Source organism: Saccharothrix hoggarensis (genome assembly GCF_042678885.1).
GTDB lineage: Bacteria > Actinomycetota > Actinomycetes > Mycobacteriales > Pseudonocardiaceae > Actinosynnema > Actinosynnema hoggarensis.
On the sequence record NZ_JBHTLK010000176.1, the window covers coordinates 1 to 15,104 of the forward strand.

Consider the following 15,104-nt stretch of genomic DNA (forward strand, 5'->3'; position numbering starts at 1 on the left):
GGGGGCGGGAGGGGGATGGGGTGGGGTGAGGCTGGGGTGGGGTGAGGCGGGGTGGGTGAGGCGGGGGTGAGGTGAGGTGAGGGCGACGGGGCCGGTGGCGGAGCAGCGGTCAAAAACACACCGCACCGGTATCCGTCCGGCTCACTCAATGGGACGATGGAGGTATGGCCAGTCCCGAGCGCGACGGCATGCCAGTGCTCATCACGGAGGCGGCGCCCTCCTACGACGAGCAGCACGCCGCGCGCAAGCGCAAGTACGCGATCATGATGGGCGCGCGCATCCCGTGCCTCATCCTGGCGATGGTCTTCTACCAGACCTGGTGGCTGGCCCTGGCGTTGATCGTGCTGTCCGTCCCGCTGCCGTGGATGGCCGTGCTCATCGCGAACGACCGGCCTCCCCGCAAGGCGGAGAAGACCAGCCGGTTCGTCAAGGAGCACCGCGCCATCGAGGCGAAGCCCCATCACATCATCGAAGGCTGAGTCCTGACGGGCGGCTGCGCCCCGACCGCGGACACCGCCCGCGCCGCCGCGCGCACCCCGGCCAGCAGCGCCTCGTGCCGGGACGCGCCGGCCAGCCACGCCGCCAGCAGCCCGGCGTCGAACGCGTCACCGGCCCCGGTCGAGTCGACGCACTCGACGTCCTCGGCCGGCACGGACAGGAGGCCGTCCCGGTCGACCCAGCTCGCGCCGTCCGCGCCGGACGCCAGCGCCACCGCGCCGGCCACGTCCCACTCGGCCGCCGCCGACCCGGGGGCCGCCGAGCCGGTCAGCGCCACCAGCTCCTCGGTGTTCGGCAGCAGCAGGTCCACGCCGCGCACGTCGTCCAGGAACCCGTCGTAGATCAACGCCGCCGACTGCGGGTCGACCGACGTGGTCAGCCCCGCCTCCCGTGCCGCCCGCAGCGCCGCCACCCCGGCCGCCCGCGACGACGCGTCCAGCAGCACGTACCCGGAGAGGTGCAGGTGCGACGCGTCCCGCAGCAACCCGGGGTCGAGGTCGGCGGGGGAGAAGCGGGCGTTGGCGCCCCGGTCGGGCAGCATGCTGCGCTGGCCGGTGTCGTCCACCAGGACCACCACGCAGCACGTCGCCGCCTCCGGGTCCACGGCGAACGCGCACCGCACGCCCGCCGACGTCAGCTCGGCGTGCACCTGCCGTCCCGCCGAGTCCGCGCCCACCCGTGCCACCAGCACCGGCGACGCCCCGCACGCGGCCAGCCACACCGCCGTGTTCGCGCCCGCGCCACCGGGCTCGATGGTCACCGACGCGCGCGAGTCGCCGCCGTGCACGATCGGCCCCGCGTGCCGGGCCACGACGTCCAGCCCGGCGTCGCCGACGACCACGATCCCGGTCACGACGCGAGCTCGACGGCCACCGCCGCCGCCAGCGCGGCGTTCGACACGACCAGCGCCTCGTTCGCGTCCAGGCTCACCCCGCCGCTCGCGGTGTGGAAGTGCTCCAGCAGCGCCGGCGTGACGTCCTTGCCGTGCACGTCGCGCTCGCGCAACAGGTCGAGGCCCTCGCGCAGCAGCCGGTCGTGCAGGTCGGCGTCCATCTCGAACTCGACCGGGATCGGGTTGGCCAGCAGCACGCCCGCCGACCCCGGCACCCCGCGGTGCGCCGCCACCACGGCCGCCGCCTCCGCGACCGAGTCGACCCGCCACGGCACGTCGAACTCCGACTCCCGCCGGTAGAACGCGGGGAACCGGTCCGTGCCGAAGCCGAGCACCGGCACCGACCGGGTCTCCAGCAGCTCCAGCGTCGCGCCCATGTCGAGGATCGACTTCACGCCCGAGCACACCACCAGCACCGGCGTGGCGGCCAGCACGTCGAGGTCGGCGGAGACGTCCCACGTCTCCCGCGCGCCCCGGTGCACGCCGCCCATGCCCCCGGTGGCGAACACGCCGATGCCGGCGGCGTGCGCCAGCCCGGCCGTGCCCGCGACCGTGTCGGCGCCGTCCCGCCGCAACCCGTACGCCGCGCCCAGGTCCCGCCGCGACAGCTTGACCAGGTCGTTGGCCGGGTCGCAGACGTAGTCGAGCTCGGCGGGGGTCAACCCGACCTTCGGCACGCCGCCGAGCACGGCGATCGTGGCCGGCACGGCGCCCGCGGCGCGCACCACGTCCTCGAGCCGTGCGGCGACCTCGCGGTTGCGGCCGGGCGGTAGCCCGTGGGACAGGATCGTGCTCTCCAACGCGACCACCGGCCGGTTCTCGGCCAGGGCGGTTCGGACCTCTTCGGTGAAGCTCGGCGTACTCACGAGGGGCCATCATCCCAGGTAAGCTGGGCGCGTGAGCACGCAGACTCTGCCCGACGTTGAGACCCGGCCGGAAGGCACGGACCACACCGGGGACGACACCCCGAAGATGTTCCACTACGTGCGCAAGGCCAAGATCGCGGAGAGCGCGGTCATGGGCACGCACGTGGTGGCGCTGTGCGGCGAGGTGTTCCCGGTGACGAAGTCCCCCAAGCCGGGCTCCCCCGTCTGCCCCGACTGCAAGAAGATCTACGACGGCCTGCCCAAGGGCGGCGGCGGGGAGTAGAACTCCGAGTCGACGGCACCCCGGTGCGCCGGGGTGCTCTCGCATGCCCGGACCTCCCGGTGACCGGTCCCACCACGCGTCGACCCGCCGGTGCGCCGGGTCAGACCCCGCGTGACTCCCGCTTCGGCTGCCCGGACCGCCGTTCCACCGGCAACGGCACGGTGTGGTTGGTGTCCGCCGGCGACGGCGCCGTGCCGGGCTCGGCACCAGACGTCTGAGCGGTCCCCGACGATTGGGTGGCATCGGGCGACTGGGCGGCACCCGACGTCTGAGCAGCACCGGACGATGGGGCGGCGCCGGGCGGCGCTTCGCGGGCCCGCTGGTCCTCGTCCGACCGCCGCCGCTCGGCGGCCCGCTCGATCTCCAACCGCTGCCACCGCCGCCGCTGCCGCCGGGTCATCCGCGCCGGCCACATCTCCTGCAACGCGCTGTTGAAGTAGGCGCCCAGCGTGATCGCCAGCCCGATCAGGTAGGCGAACAGCAGGAACGCGATCGGCGTCGCCAGCGCCCCGTACGTGTACCCGGTCGTCGTGATCCACTGGATGTACAACCGCAGCCCGATGGACGACAGCAGGAACACCGCCATCGCCAGCACGGCGCCCGGCATGAGCCGGTGCCACGGCAGCTTGTTCGGCAGCGACACCTTGTACAGCGTCGCCAGCGCGACGACCAGCAGCACCGCGATGCCCGGGTAGTAGAACGCGCTGAGCCACGACTCGATCGTCGGCTCCCACGAGTCCGGGAACACCCGCGGCAGCAGGTCGGGGCCCAGCGCCAGCACCGGCAGGCCGATGATCAGCAGCACCAGGCTCGCCATGTACAGCAGCAGCGAGAAGATCCGCTGCCACACCTCGTTGCGCACGCCGTACTGGTCGTGCGCCGCGGTGATCGCGTCCACGAACGACGACATCGCGGACGACCCGGCCCACAGCGAGATCAGGAAGCCCACCGAGACGATCTCGCCCTTGCCGGTGGTCAGGATCTGGTCGACGGTGGGCACGATCACGTCGTTGACGACGTCCTGGCTGAAGATCGTGCGGCAGGTCGAGATGATCCGGTCCTTGACCGCGCTGACGACCTCCGGCCCGAACCAGTCGCCCAGGTAGCCGAGGCTGCCCAGCAGTCCCAGCAGCAGCGGGGGGAACGACAGGACCTGCCAGAAGGCCGCCTCGGCGGCCTCGGAGAAGATGCTGCCCTCCCAGGCCTTGGACAGCGTGCGCGCCAACAACCGCAGGGGCCCCTTGCGACCCGCGCTGCGTGCTGTCTCGTCCCTCGGCGAACCCATCGCAACATCAAGCATGGTGCATGGCGGGTGATTTCGCGGCATCGGAGCCCGTGCGCCGTCGGGTCAGCGGGTAGGCTGTCCCTGCCCTCGACGGTCACCCGCGGCGAGGGCATTTGCGTGTCCACCACCGCAACGCGGGCGCGCCGTCGGCGCACCACCCGGCACGGCCACCGCGGCACCGCCGCTGATCAGCGCAGAAGGGGTTTCGAGGTTGTCGCAACCGCAAGTCGCCACGACCCGTCCCCTCCGCGCCTGGCAGCGCCGCGCGCTGACCAAGTACCTGGCGGCGAAGCCCAAGGACTTCCTGGCCGTCGCGACGCCCGGCGCGGGCAAGACGACGTTCGGCCTGCGCGTCGCGGCCGAACTGCTCGCCGACCGCACGGTCGAGGCGGTCACCGTCGTCACGCCGACCGAGCACCTGAAGCACCAGTGGGCGCAGGCGGCGGCCGACGCGGGCATCGCGATCGACTCGAACTTCCGCAACACCAACGCCGTGACGTCCCGTGACTACCACGGCGTGGCGCTGACGTACGCGCAGGTCGCGGCGCACCCGATGCTGCACCGCGTCCGCACGGAGAACCGCAAGACGCTGGTCCTGCTGGACGAGATCCACCACGGCGGCGACGCGAAGTCGTGGGGCGACGCGATCCGCGAGGCGTTCACGCCCGCCGTGCGCCGCCTGTGCCTGACCGGAACCCCGTTCCGCTCGGACGACTCGCCGATCCCGTTCGTCAGCTACGAGCCCGGCCCGGACGGCGTGCAGCGCAGCCGCGCGGACCACGCCTACGGCTACTCGGACGCGTTGCGCGACGGCGTCGTCCGGCCGGTGATCTTCCTGGCCTACTCGGGCGAGGCGAGCTGGCGCACCAGCGCGGGCGAGGAGTTCTCCGCCCGGCTCGGCGAGCCGCTGACGCAGGAGCAGACGGCGCGGGCGTGGCGGGTGGCGCTGGACCCGACGGGGGAGTGGATCCCGTCGGTGCTGAAGGCCGCCGACATGCGCCTGACGCAGCTGCGCGAGGGCGGCATGCCGGACGCGGGCGGCCTGGTGATCGCCACCGACCAGACCGTGGCCAAGGCCTACGCCGAGATCCTGAAGCGCACCACGGGCCACGACGCGACCCTGGTGCTGTCCGACGACCCGAAGGCCTCCGGCCGCATCGCCGAGTTCGCCGCCTCCCGGGAACGCTGGATGATCGCCGTCCGGATGGTGTCCGAGGGCGTGGACGTGCCGCGGCTCGCCGTCGGCGTCTACGCGACCAGCGCGTCGACGCCCCTGTTCTTCGCCCAGGCCGTCGGCCGGTTCGTGCGGCAGCGCGCCAAGGGTGAGACGGCCAGCGTGTTCCTGCCCAGCGTGCCCGTGCTGCTCGGCCTGGCCAGCGAGCTGGAGCAGCAGCGCGACCACGTGCTGGGCAAGCCGCACCGGGAGAAGGACGGCTGGGACGACGAGCTGCTGGCGCAGGCCAACCAGGTCAAGGACGAGCCGGGCGAGGAGGAGCGGGCGTTCACCGCGCTCGGCGCGTCCGCCGAGCTCGACCAGGTGATCTACGACGGCTCGTCGTTCGGCACGTCCGCGTTCGCGGGCAGCGACGAGGAGCAGGAGTACCTGGGGTTGCCGGGCCTGCTGGAGCCGGACCAGGTGCGCGCGCTGCTGCGGCAGCGGCAGGAGAAGCAGCTGGTCGAGGCGAGCAAGCGGCAGGTCGCCGCGCCGGCCCCGCCGCCCGCGCCCGCGCGCCCGGCGAACGTGCAGGAACGGCTGGCTCAGCTGCGCAAGGAGCTGAACACGCTCGTGGCGATGCACCACCACCGCACGAAGAAGCCGCACGGCAAGATCCACAACCAGTTGCGCGAGTACTGCGGCGGCCCGCCGACCGCGATGGCCAGCATCGAGCAGCTCGAGGAGCGGATCGCCACGTTGCGCTCGTGGTGACTTCCTGTGACGAAGTGCGGCATTCGGCGTAGTCAGATGACCGTCCGGTTACCTCGTCGTTAGCTCATTGTGCCCACTTGACCGGTCAAGTGTGCTTCCGGTCACCGCCTGTCCCGGCATACGTTGTGCGCCACAACATTTACGCACCTGCGTGAAAGGGATGGCGAATGCGCAGCAAGAGCCTCGCTCTCATCGCCGTGAGCACCGGCCTCGCCGTTGCCATGACGGCATGTGGCGCCAACACGTCCACTGGTGGCGGCACCACCTCGGACACCAACACGAACAGCGGCTCGGGCGGCGCGAAGGTCGGCGTCATCCTCCCCGAGACCGCCAGCTCCGCCCGCTGGGAGGGCTTCGACAAGCCGCTCCTGAAGAAGGCGCTCGAGGCCGAGGGCCTCCAGGCCGACATCCAGAACGCCCAGGGTGACGTCCAGAAGTTCTCGACGCTCGCCGACGGCATGATCAACGCCGGCGTCAAGGTCCTGATCATCGCCACGCCGAACAGCGAGATCGGCGCGACGGTCGCGAAGAAGGCCGAGGCGCAGGGCATCCCGGTCATCGACTACGACCGGCTGAACCTGGGCGGCAGCTCGAAGTACTACGTCTCGTTCGACAACGAGAAGGTCGGCGAGCTGCAGGGCGAGGGCCTGCTCCAGGGCGTCGCCGCGCTCGCGGCGGGCAAGAAGCCGGCCGAGATCATCGAGATCGAGGGCGCCCCGACCGACAACAACGCCACCCTCTTCTACAACGGCCAGCAGAAGGTTCTGAAGCCCAAGTACGAGTCGGGCGACCTGAAGCTGGTCCAGTCCCAGCCGATCGACAACTGGGACAACCAGAAGGGCGGCACCACCTTCGAGCAGATCCTCACCGGCAACGGCCAGAAGGTGGACGGCGTCGTCGCCGCCAACGACGGCCTCGCGGGTGCGGTCATCACCGTGCTGAAGAAGTACGGCCTGAACGGCAAGGTCCCGGTCACCGGCCAGGACGCCACCCCGGAGGGCCTCCAGGCCATCCTGCGCGGCGACCAGTTCATGACCGTGTTCAAGCCGATCAACGACCAGGCCGAGGCGACCGCCAAGCTGGCCGCGGCGCTGGCCAAGGGCGACACGGCGGCGGCCGACGCGCAGGCCACCGGCGTCACCAAGGACACCAAGGGCAACCGCGACGTCAAGTCGGTCCTGCTGCCCGCGCAGCTGATCACCAAGGACAAGGTCAAGACGGTCGTGGACGCGGGCTTCGTCAAGGCGACGGAGATCTGCGCCGCCGACCTGGCCGCCGTCTGCACCGAGCTCGGCATCAAGTAGTCCAGCTCGCGCCGGGGCGGGGTGTGGGAGACGCACCCCGCCCCGGCGCGCCCACCCGCGTGTGGGGAAAAAGGGTTAGACGGAGGAAATCCAGTGAGCGAGCCGATCCTCGAACTTCGCCGCATCAACAAGAGTTTCGGTCCCGTGCACGTCCTGCACGACATCGACTTCGACGTGCACCCCGGCCAGGTCACCGCCCTCGTCGGCGACAACGGCGCGGGCAAGTCGACGTTGGTCAAGTGCATCGCGGGCATCCACCCGACCGACTCGGGCCAGGTCCTCTTCAACGGCCAGGAAGTCCACATCCACGGGCCGCGCGACGCCGCGAACCTGGGCATCGAGGTCGTCTACCAGGACCTCGCGCTGTGCGACAACCTCGACATCGTCCAGAACATGTTCCTCGGCCGGGAACGCGGCAAGCTGGGCATGCTCGACGAGGCGGAGATGGAGCAGGCCGCCCGCACGACCCTGACCTCGCTGTCCGTCCGCACCGTCAAGTCGGTGCGCACGCAGGTCGCGTCCCTGTCCGGCGGGCAGCGGCAGACCGTGGCGATCGCCAAGGCCGTGCTGTGGAACAGCCAGGTCGTGCTGCTGGACGAGCCGACCGCGGCGCTGGGCGTGGCGCAGACCCGCCAGGTGCTCGACCTCGTGCGCCGGCTGGCCGAGCAAGGGCTGGGCGTGGTGCTGATCAGCCACAACATGAACGACGTGTTCGAGGTCGCGGACCGCATCGCGTGCCTCTACCTGGGCCGGATGGCCGCCGAGGTGAACACCAAGGACGTCACCCACGGCCAGGTGGTCGAGCTGATCACCGCCGGGCGGTCCGGGGACCTGGGCATCGCCCGTCCCGAGACCGCGACCATCTGATGTCTGCCCCGGATCGACCCCGGCACAGCCAAGCTCCCCACGACGAGGAACGCAGCATGTCCAAGACCACCAGCGAGATGTCCCCGCAGGACACTCCGCAGGGCGCCATCTCCGATTTCGGCATCGACACCACCTCCCAGTCCACCGGCGAGGCGGTCCGCGACTACGTGGCCCGGCTCCGCGGCGGCGAACTGGGCTCCCTGCCCGCGCTGCTCGGCGTCGTCGTGCTGCTCATCGTGTTCAGCTCGCTGGCCGACACCTTCCTGACCCTCGGCAACATCGCCAACCTCCTCGCCCAGGGCGCCAGCGTCGTCACCATCGCCATGGGCCTGGTGTTCGTGCTGCTGCTGGGCGAGATCGACCTGTCCGCCGGCACCGCGTCCGGTGTGTGCGCCTCGGTCATGGCGCTGCACCTCGTCCAGGGCGGCAACCTGCTCGGCGGCATGGGCGACACCGTCTTCTACCTGTTCTGCGGCGTCCTCGCGCTGGCCGCCGTGCTCGCCGGCCTGATGCGGATCTGGGCCGGCACCGCGATGTCGCTGGTGGCGCTGGCCATCGCGCTGATCGGCGTGCCGGCCAACCCGTGGGTCGAGATGCTGCTGGCGGTCTGCGTCGGCGCGGCCATCGGCTCCATCACCGGCTTCCTCGTCGCCCGCGTCGGCATCCCGTCGTTCGTGGTGACCCTGGCGCTGTTCCTGGCCTGGGGCGGCGTGATCCTCCAGTTCATCGGCCAGGGCGGCACGCTCGGCCTGCGCGACGACGTGCTCTTCAACGTCGCCAACGGGAACCTGAGCACCGCGGGCTCGTGGGCGCTGTTCGTCATCGCCGCCGGCGGCTACGCGGCGGTCGTGCTCGGCCGCCACTTCAGCCGGCTGCGCCGCGGCCTCGTCGCGTCGCCGACGCCGATGGTCCTGGCCAAGGTCGGCACCGTCGTGGTGCTCGCCGCGGTCGCCACCTACGCGTTGACGCTCAACCGCTCGCAGAGCAACCTCGTCGTGATCACCGGCGTCCCGTTCGTGGTGCCGATCGTGCTCTTGCTGCTGGTCGTCGGCACGTTCGTGCTCGAACGCACCCGCTACGGCAGGCACGTCTACGCCGTGGGCGGCAACAAGGAAGCCGCGCGCCGCGCCGGCATCAACGTGCCGCAGATCCGGATGAGCGTGTTCGTGATCGCGTCCACCCTCGCGGCCATCGGCGCGATCATCTACTCGTCGAAGGTCGGCTCCGTCGACCCGAACGCGGGTGGCGGCAACACGCTGCTCATGGCGGTCGGCGCGGCCGTGATCGGCGGCACCTCGCTGTTCGGCGGCAAGGGCAAGCTGCGTGACGCGGTCATCGGTGGCGCGGTCCTCGCGATCATCCAGAACGGCATGGGCCTGCTCGACCAGCCCGCCGCCGTGGTGTTCGTCGTGACCGGCCTCGTCCTGCTGCTCGCCGCGAGCGTCGACGCGCTGTCCCGCCGCCGGGCGGCCACCGCCGCCCGCTGACGTGAGCACACCCACCGCGGGAGCCCGACCCGACGAGGTCCGCAGGCACAACCGAACGGCGCTGCTGCGCCGGCTGCACGTGGACGGCCCGTCCACCAGGGCGTCGCTGGCGGCTGAGCTGGGACTCAACCGCAGCACGATCAAAGCCCTGGTGGACGGCCTCGCCGAGTCCGGCGTGGTCGCCGAACGCGTGCCGGCGCAGCGGTCCGGCGCCGGCCGCCCGTCCCTGCTCGTCCTGCCGCAGCCGCACGCGGCCGTCGTGATGGCCATCGACATCCGCGTCGAGCAGGTGGCGATGGCCATGGTGGGCCTGGGCGGCGACATCCTGGGCCGCGACTCGTGGAACCTGCACCACCGGTCCCGCGACCCCGGCGAGGTGATCACGCACGTCGCCGACTCGGCCAAGCTCCTCGCCGACGAACTCGACGTGCGCGCGGTCGGCGTGGGCGTCTCCGTGCCCGGCGTCGTCCGGCGCTCCGACGGTCTCGTGCACGAAGCGCCCAACCTGCACTGGACCGACGTGGCGCTCGGCGAACGGCTCTCGTCGGTGCTCAAGGTGCCCGTCCAGGTCGGCAACGACGCCGAGCTGGGGGCGCTGGCCGAGCACGTCCGCGGCGCGGCCCGCGGGTCGTCCGACGTGGTCTACATCTCCGCCGACGTCGGCATCGGCGGCGGCGTCATCTCCAACGGCCAACCGCTGCGCGGCACCGGCGGCTACGTCGGCGAACTGGGCCACATGGTCGTCCGGCCGGGCGGCCGGCGGTGCTACTGCGGCTGCCACGGCTGCTGGGAGACCGAGGTGGGGGAGGCGGCGCTCTGCCGCGCCCTGGCCCTGCCCGAGGACGCGCCGCGCGGCACCGTCGTGGCCGAGCTGCGGTCCCTCGCCGGTTCGCCGGACAGCGTCGCCCACCGGCTCGGCGAGTTCACCGAGTGGCTGGCGATGGGCCTGGTCACCGTGGTCAACATGCTGGGACCGGAACTCGTCGTGCTGGGCGACCTGTTCACCGCGCTGCCGGAGAGCATGGTCGAGCAGCTGCGGCACACCGTGCAGCGGCGTTCCCTGGTGTCCCGCGCGGTCGGCGGCACGCGCATCGTGTCGTCACCCCTGGGACGTGACGCGAAGCTCGTGGGCGCCGCCGAACTGGCCTTCGAGCCCGTGCTGGGCGAGGTCTGACATGCAGGGGGGCGGGGATCCTCTCGGATCCCCGCCCCGGACGGCTAGGGTGCTACGAGCCCGTCAGGGCTCGCGATGTTCAGCCCTGCTGCAACTCGGCAGCGAGCTCACGCAGCTTGGTGCTGTGCTCGCGGGCGTGGTGCCCGCAGAACAGCAACTCGCCCCCGGAGGGGAGCACGGCGCGAACCTGGGCAGCAGCCCCGCAGCGGTCGCAGCGGTCGGCAGCGGTCAACGCGGGGCGGGTGAGCGTCGTAGTCATGGAAATCTCCCTCCGTCCCGGCACCGGGGATCGGTGCCCTCACACCTAGCTGCGACCACTTCGCATCTGGCGGGTGCGCCGTGTTCGCTGCTTCCACTCTTGCAGACGCAGGAGCGGAAGTCAGTGTTCCCGACATCGTGGCGACCCGCGTCACCCGTCATTTACCCGGCGCCCGGGTGGTCCGAACCCACGAGTTCCACCGGATCGATCGGCCCGTGCTCACGGTCCGCTGTCGTCCCAACGGTTTGCGGACCTGCGAATACGGCGTTGGACGCACATCCGCTGCTCCAAAAGGTGGGAACCCGCAGTGCTGTCCTGTGATCGGTAACACTTTGGTCAGCCCAGAGCGAACACGCGAGTCCATTCCACGATTCGGACACGATCAGGACACGAACCGCCGGTTCACGGCACGTTCCGCGGCCCGTCAGATGGTGACGCGCCGGCCGTCGAACCGCGTCAGCCCGAACGACGCGTCCTCGTGGCAGACCCGCACGTGGTCCCGCGGCACGCCGATGCCGACCGCCTCGCCGAGCCCTCCGGGAACGCCTGCGGCAGCAGGTACGCCCCGTGCTTCTCGTGCGTGAGCTTGACCGCCTCCGAGGCCGGCACCTCGCGGTCGATCATGTCGTAGTCCCGCAGACCCGACAGGTGCGCGTGGACCCGGCCGCCGGTACGCCTCCGGCCGCACCTCGCCGACCTCGTCGTGCGGCAGGCCCTTGCCGTAGTTGGCGACGTACGGGTAGTCGCCCTCCTCGCCGTTGTTCACGTGCTCCGGCCACGCCTGCCGGTCCAGCGCGTCGGCCGACGCGAGTCGGGCCAGGCGGGCTCCAGTGCGACGCTCGCTCATGGTGGTTCCCCCGTGGCGGCGCGTCCCCAGTGCCGCCCCCCGGCAGCTCCGCCCCCCGGCAGCTGCGCCACGTCCGGCAGACCACCCCGAGTGGGCCGCGACATCACACGGACGGGTGAGATTGTGCGAAAAGAACAAGACCCCCTCGACCGAACGGCCGAGGGGGTCTTGCCCGGAGTGATCTGCAGCCCGGCGGACTAGTCCAGGTAGTCGCGCAGCACCTGCGAGCGCGACGGGTGGCGCAGCTTCGACATCGTCTTCGACTCGATCTGCCGGATGCGCTCGCGCGTCACCCCGTAGACCTGGCCGATCTCGTCCAGCGTGCGCGGCTGGCCGTCGGTGAGGCCGAACCGCAGCCGCACCACACCCGCCTCGCGCTCGGACAACGTCGCCAGCACGGACTGCAGCTGGTCCTGGAGCAGCGTGAACGACACCGCGTCCACGGCCACCACGGCCTCGGAGTCCTCGATGAAGTCACCGAGCTGGCTGTCGCCCTCGTCGCCGATCGTCTGGTCGAGCGAGATGGGCTCCCGGGCGTACTGCTGGATCTCCAGCACCTTCTCCGGGGTGATGTCCATTTCCTTCGCGAGCTCCTCCGGGGTGGGCTCGCGGCCCAGGTCCTGGAGCAGTTCGCGCTGGATGCGACCCAGCTTGTTGATGACCTCGACCATGTGCACCGGGATGCGGATGGTGCGGGCCTGGTCGGCCATCGCGCGGGTGATGGCCTGACGAATCCACCACGTCGCGTACGTGGAGAACTTGTAGCCCTTGGTGTAGTCGAACTTCTCCACCGCGCGGATCAGACCGAGGTTGCCCTCCTGGATCAGGTCCAGGAACGCCATGCCACGACCCGTGTACCGCTTGGCCAGCGACACCACCAAGCGGAGGTTCGCCTCCAACAGGTGGTTCTTCGCCCGCTCGCCGTCCCGCACGATCCACCGCAGGTCGCGGCGCAGCTGCGGGGTCAGCTTCTCCTGCTCGTCCTCGGCCCGGCGCACCCGCTCGGCGGCGTAGAGGCCGGCCTCGATGCGCTTGGCGAGTTCGACCTCCTCCTCCGCGTTGAGGAGCGCGACCTTGCCGATCTGCTTCAGGTAGGCGCGGACCGAGTCGGCCGAGGCGGTCAGCTCGGCGTCCTTGCGGGCTTGCCGCAGGGCCTCCGACTCCTCCTCGTCCCAGACGAAGTCGCCCTCGCCGGGCTTCGCCTCTTCCTCGGCGGGCTCCTCCTCGACCGGCTCGTCGATCAGCTCGACGTCGTCGACCAGGTCTTCGGCATCTGGAGCACCTTCGAGGTCCTCGGGCTCCTCGCCGTCCTTCTTCACCTTGCCAGGCGCGGCAGCGGCGGCCTTGGCGGCCGTCTTGCGCGGCGCCCGCGTGGCCGTCTTCCCCGCCGCGGCGGTCTTCGCCGCCGGCTTCTTCGCCGGGGCCTTCCTCGCCGAGGTGGCCTTGGGCGTCTCCTCGGCGTCAGCCTTAGCTGCCTGAGTCGTCTTCGCGGCTGCCACGTACGCCCTTTCACGACTGTCGATCAAGGCAAACCGAAGGGCGCGAACCTCGGTCGCCTGAGTACGGGGGATCCCCCGCCGGATCGTTCGTCAGCGGGGCACTGTTCCATTGTAACGACGAGAATCGCGTGCCGTTGCGCCCCGGCGTCCCCGAAGGTGGCCCGGCACGCGTTCTCGCAGGTGGAACGAGGCGGAAATCAGTGCCGGAGGCCCTGCGCCGCGGCGACCGCCGCCCCGACGATGCCCGCGTCGTTCTTCAGCGCGGCGGCCACCACCGGCGTGCGCACCTCGAGCAGCGGGAGCCACTTCTCGGCCTTCTTGCTGACCCCGCCGCCCGCGATGACCAGGTCCGGCCAGATCAGGTTCTCCAGCACGTTGATGTACCGCGACACCCGCGGCGTCCACTCGGCCCAGGTCAGGCCCTTGTCCTCCTTCACCGAGGCCGCCGCGCGCTTCTCCGCGTCGTGCCCGTCCACCTCCAGGTGGCCGAACTCGGTGTTGGGGACGAGCTTGCCGTCCAGGAACAACGCGCTGCCGATGCCCGTGCCGAACGTCAGCAGCACCACCAGGCCGTCCTGGTCGACGCCCGAGCCGAACCGCATCTCGGCGATGCCGGCGGCGTCGGCGTCGTTGAGCACCACGACCTGGTCCTTCGGCCGTCCCAAGCGCTCGGCGAACAGCTCGGCGGCGTCCGTGCCGATCCACGCCTGGTCGACGTTCGCGGCGCTGTGCGCCACACCGTGCTTGACCACGCAGGGCAGGGTGACGCCCACGGGACCGTCCCAGTTGAACTTCTCGACGATCTCGGCGACCACGTCGGCGACCGCGTCCGGCGTCGACGGCTGGGGCGTGGTGATGCGCAGCCGCTCGCCGTCCAGCGCACCCGCCTCCAGGTCCACGAGCCCGCCCTTGATGCCGGAACCGCCGATGTCCACGCCGAACCCGCGGGTCATGCCCATCCCCGTGGCCCTTCCTACTCGATTCAGTAACCGTGGCCGCAGACATTAGCCTGCAGTTCTCCGATAGTCCCGTGAGAGTGACGCAGGAGGAACAGTTGCGTTTCGATCCACGCTCATTGGTTGATGTCGCCGTGCTCGTCGCGCGTGAGGCGGGCGAGCTGGCCGTGTCCATGCGTGAAGCCGCCGTGACCGACGTCGACACCAAAAGCAGCGCCACCGACGTGGTGACCGCAGGTGACCGCGCGTCCGAGCAACTGGTCCGGCGGCGGCTCGCCGAGCTGCGGCCCGGTGAGCCGGTGATCGGGGAGGAGGAGGGCGGCACGGCCGCCGTCGAGGGCCTGACCTGGGTCGTCGACCCGATCGACGGCACCGTGAACTACCTCTACGGCATCCCGCACTACGCCGTCTCCATCGCCGCGCAGGTCGACGGCGAGTCCGTCGCGGGGGCCGTCGTCGAGCCCGTCGGCGGCCGGGTGTGGACGGCGGCGAAGGGCGGCGGGGCCTGGCTGGACGGCCGGCGGCTCTCCGTGTCGGACGCCACCCGATTGGACTTGTCCCTTTTGGGTTACGGCTTCGCCTACCGGCCCGAGCGGCGGCAGCGGCAGGCGGACGTCTGGGCGGGCCTCGCGACCAGGGTGCGGGACATGCGGCGGGCCGGCGCGGCATCGCTGGACCTGTGCGCCGTGGCGGCCGGGCGGCTCGACGCCTACGCGGAGCACACCCTGGGCCGGTCGGTCGGCGCGGCGGTCGCGTTGCTGGCCCGTGAGGCCGGGGCGGTCGTCCACCTGCCCGGCGAGGCGCCCGAGCTGGGCGCGGACGCCACGTTCGCCGCCGCGCCGGGCATCGCCGACGCCCTGTTCACCGCGCTCGTGGAGTGCGGTTTCGGCAAGGTCTGACGCCGTCGCGCCGGGCCGGTCGCGTGCGGCCGGTCGGGCGCGGGGGTGCGCCCGGATCGGG

Annotated in this window: 15 protein-coding genes; 8 read left to right on the top strand and 7 right to left on the bottom strand. The window is 71.4% G+C overall.

The genetic code is table 11. The features are described from left to right. The first annotated feature begins 164 nt into the window (after positions 1–164). Positions 165–479: a DUF3099 domain-containing protein gene (locus ACFQ3T_RS26485; protein ID WP_380727010.1), complete on the top strand. Its 315-nt coding sequence runs from the start codon at positions 165–167 to the stop codon at positions 477–479. On the opposite strand, the gene ACFQ3T_RS26490 is transcribed toward ACFQ3T_RS26485, so the two are convergent. Continuing rightward, positions 461–1,351 (bottom strand): carbohydrate kinase family protein, encoded by an 891-nt coding sequence (locus ACFQ3T_RS26490; RefSeq protein WP_380727012.1) that lies wholly within the window; start codon positions 1,349–1,351, stop codon positions 461–463. The genes ACFQ3T_RS26485 and ACFQ3T_RS26490 overlap by 19 nt on opposite strands. After that, a complete protein-coding gene (locus tag ACFQ3T_RS26495) occupies positions 1,348–2,256 on the bottom strand; it encodes a pseudouridine-5'-phosphate glycosidase (protein ID WP_380727014.1) in 909 nt (302 codons plus the stop codon). The genes ACFQ3T_RS26490 and ACFQ3T_RS26495 overlap by 4 nt, the downstream gene beginning before the upstream one ends. A 31-nt stretch (positions 2,257–2,287) precedes the next feature. Between ACFQ3T_RS26495 and ACFQ3T_RS26500 the strand changes: the two genes are divergently transcribed. Further along, entirely contained in the window at positions 2,288–2,539 is a 252-nt protein-coding gene (locus tag ACFQ3T_RS26500; protein ID WP_380727016.1) for a DUF3039 domain-containing protein, read from the top strand. A gap of 100 nt (positions 2,540–2,639) precedes the next feature. On the opposite strand, the gene ACFQ3T_RS26505 is transcribed toward ACFQ3T_RS26500, so the two are convergent. Next, entirely contained in the window at positions 2,640–3,824 is a 1,185-nt protein-coding gene (locus tag ACFQ3T_RS26505; protein ID WP_380727018.1) for a YhjD/YihY/BrkB family envelope integrity protein, read from the bottom strand. A 211-nt stretch (positions 3,825–4,035) separates the two neighbouring features. Between ACFQ3T_RS26505 and ACFQ3T_RS26510 the strand changes: the two genes are divergently transcribed. From ACFQ3T_RS26510 to ACFQ3T_RS26530, 5 genes are all read left to right on the top strand, one after another. Beyond that, complete coding sequence (locus ACFQ3T_RS26510) at positions 4,036–5,751, top strand: DEAD/DEAH box helicase (RefSeq protein WP_380727020.1); 1,716 nt, start codon at positions 4,036–4,038, stop codon at positions 5,749–5,751. A gap of 167 nt (positions 5,752–5,918) precedes the next feature. Continuing rightward, positions 5,919–7,055: a sugar ABC transporter substrate-binding protein gene (locus ACFQ3T_RS26515; protein WP_380727022.1), complete on the top strand. Its 1,137-nt coding sequence runs from the start codon at positions 5,919–5,921 to the stop codon at positions 7,053–7,055. Positions 7,056–7,148: 93 nt separating this feature from the next. Continuing rightward, the gene (locus ACFQ3T_RS26520; protein WP_380727024.1) at positions 7,149–7,922 is read left to right on the top strand and encodes an ATP-binding cassette domain-containing protein; all 774 of its coding nucleotides are present in this window, start codon (positions 7,149–7,151) and stop codon (positions 7,920–7,922) included. Between the two features lie 56 nt (positions 7,923–7,978). After that, complete coding sequence (locus tag ACFQ3T_RS26525) at positions 7,979–9,409, top strand: sugar ABC transporter permease (RefSeq protein WP_380727026.1); 1,431 nt, start codon at positions 7,979–7,981, stop codon at positions 9,407–9,409. 1 nt (position 9,410) lies between these two features. Then, complete coding sequence (locus tag ACFQ3T_RS26530; protein ID WP_380727028.1) at positions 9,411–10,583, top strand: ROK family protein; 1,173 nt, start codon at positions 9,411–9,413, stop codon at positions 10,581–10,583. Positions 10,584–10,662: 79 nt separating this feature from the next. Here ACFQ3T_RS26530 and ACFQ3T_RS26535 read toward each other — a convergent pair whose 3' ends face one another. The 4 genes from ACFQ3T_RS26535 to ppgK all read right to left on the bottom strand — a co-directional run bounded on the left by ACFQ3T_RS26535 (position 10,663) and on the right by ppgK (position 14,147). Continuing rightward, positions 10,663–10,842 (bottom strand): DUF7455 domain-containing protein, encoded by a 180-nt coding sequence (locus ACFQ3T_RS26535; protein WP_015800348.1) that lies wholly within the window; start codon positions 10,840–10,842, stop codon positions 10,663–10,665. A gap of 424 nt (positions 10,843–11,266) precedes the next feature. Continuing rightward, a complete protein-coding gene (locus ACFQ3T_RS26540; RefSeq protein ID WP_380727030.1) occupies positions 11,267–11,689 on the bottom strand; it encodes a hypothetical protein in 423 nt (140 codons plus the stop codon). A 197-nt stretch (positions 11,690–11,886) separates the two neighbouring features. Further along, a complete protein-coding gene (locus ACFQ3T_RS26545; RefSeq protein ID WP_380727032.1) occupies positions 11,887–13,215 on the bottom strand; it encodes an RNA polymerase sigma factor in 1,329 nt (442 codons plus the stop codon). 170 nt (positions 13,216–13,385) lie between these two features. Further along, complete coding sequence (gene ppgK / locus ACFQ3T_RS26550) at positions 13,386–14,147, bottom strand: polyphosphate--glucose phosphotransferase (RefSeq protein ID WP_380727034.1); 762 nt, start codon at positions 14,145–14,147, stop codon at positions 13,386–13,388. A 95-nt stretch (positions 14,148–14,242) separates the two neighbouring features. Between ppgK and ACFQ3T_RS26555 the strand changes: the two genes are divergently transcribed. Continuing rightward, positions 14,243–15,043: an inositol monophosphatase family protein gene (locus ACFQ3T_RS26555; protein WP_380727036.1), complete on the top strand. Its 801-nt coding sequence runs from the start codon at positions 14,243–14,245 to the stop codon at positions 15,041–15,043. Positions 15,044–15,104: the final 61 nt, after the last annotated feature.

Excerpts from the sequence above, each read along its gene's own strand:
- ACFQ3T_RS26540 (WP_380727030.1), bottom strand. The coding sequence starts at position 11,689 with ATGAGCGAGCGTCGCACTGGAGCCCGCCTGGCCCGACTCGCGTCGGCC.
- ACFQ3T_RS26535 (WP_015800348.1), bottom strand. The coding sequence starts at position 10,842 with ATGACTACGACGCTCACCCGCCCCGCGTTGACCGCTGCCGACCGCTGC.
- ACFQ3T_RS26515 (WP_380727022.1), top strand. The coding sequence starts at position 5,919 with ATGCGCAGCAAGAGCCTCGCTCTCATCGCCGTGAGCACCGGCCTCGCC.
- ACFQ3T_RS26525 (WP_380727026.1), top strand. The coding sequence starts at position 7,979 with ATGTCCAAGACCACCAGCGAGATGTCCCCGCAGGACACTCCGCAGGGC.
- ppgK (WP_380727034.1), bottom strand. The coding sequence starts at position 14,147 with ATGGGCATGACCCGCGGGTTCGGCGTGGACATCGGCGGTTCCGGCATC.
- ACFQ3T_RS26485 (WP_380727010.1), top strand. The coding sequence starts at position 165 with ATGGCCAGTCCCGAGCGCGACGGCATGCCAGTGCTCATCACGGAGGCG.
- ACFQ3T_RS26505 (WP_380727018.1), bottom strand. The coding sequence starts at position 3,824 with ATGGGTTCGCCGAGGGACGAGACAGCACGCAGCGCGGGTCGCAAGGGG.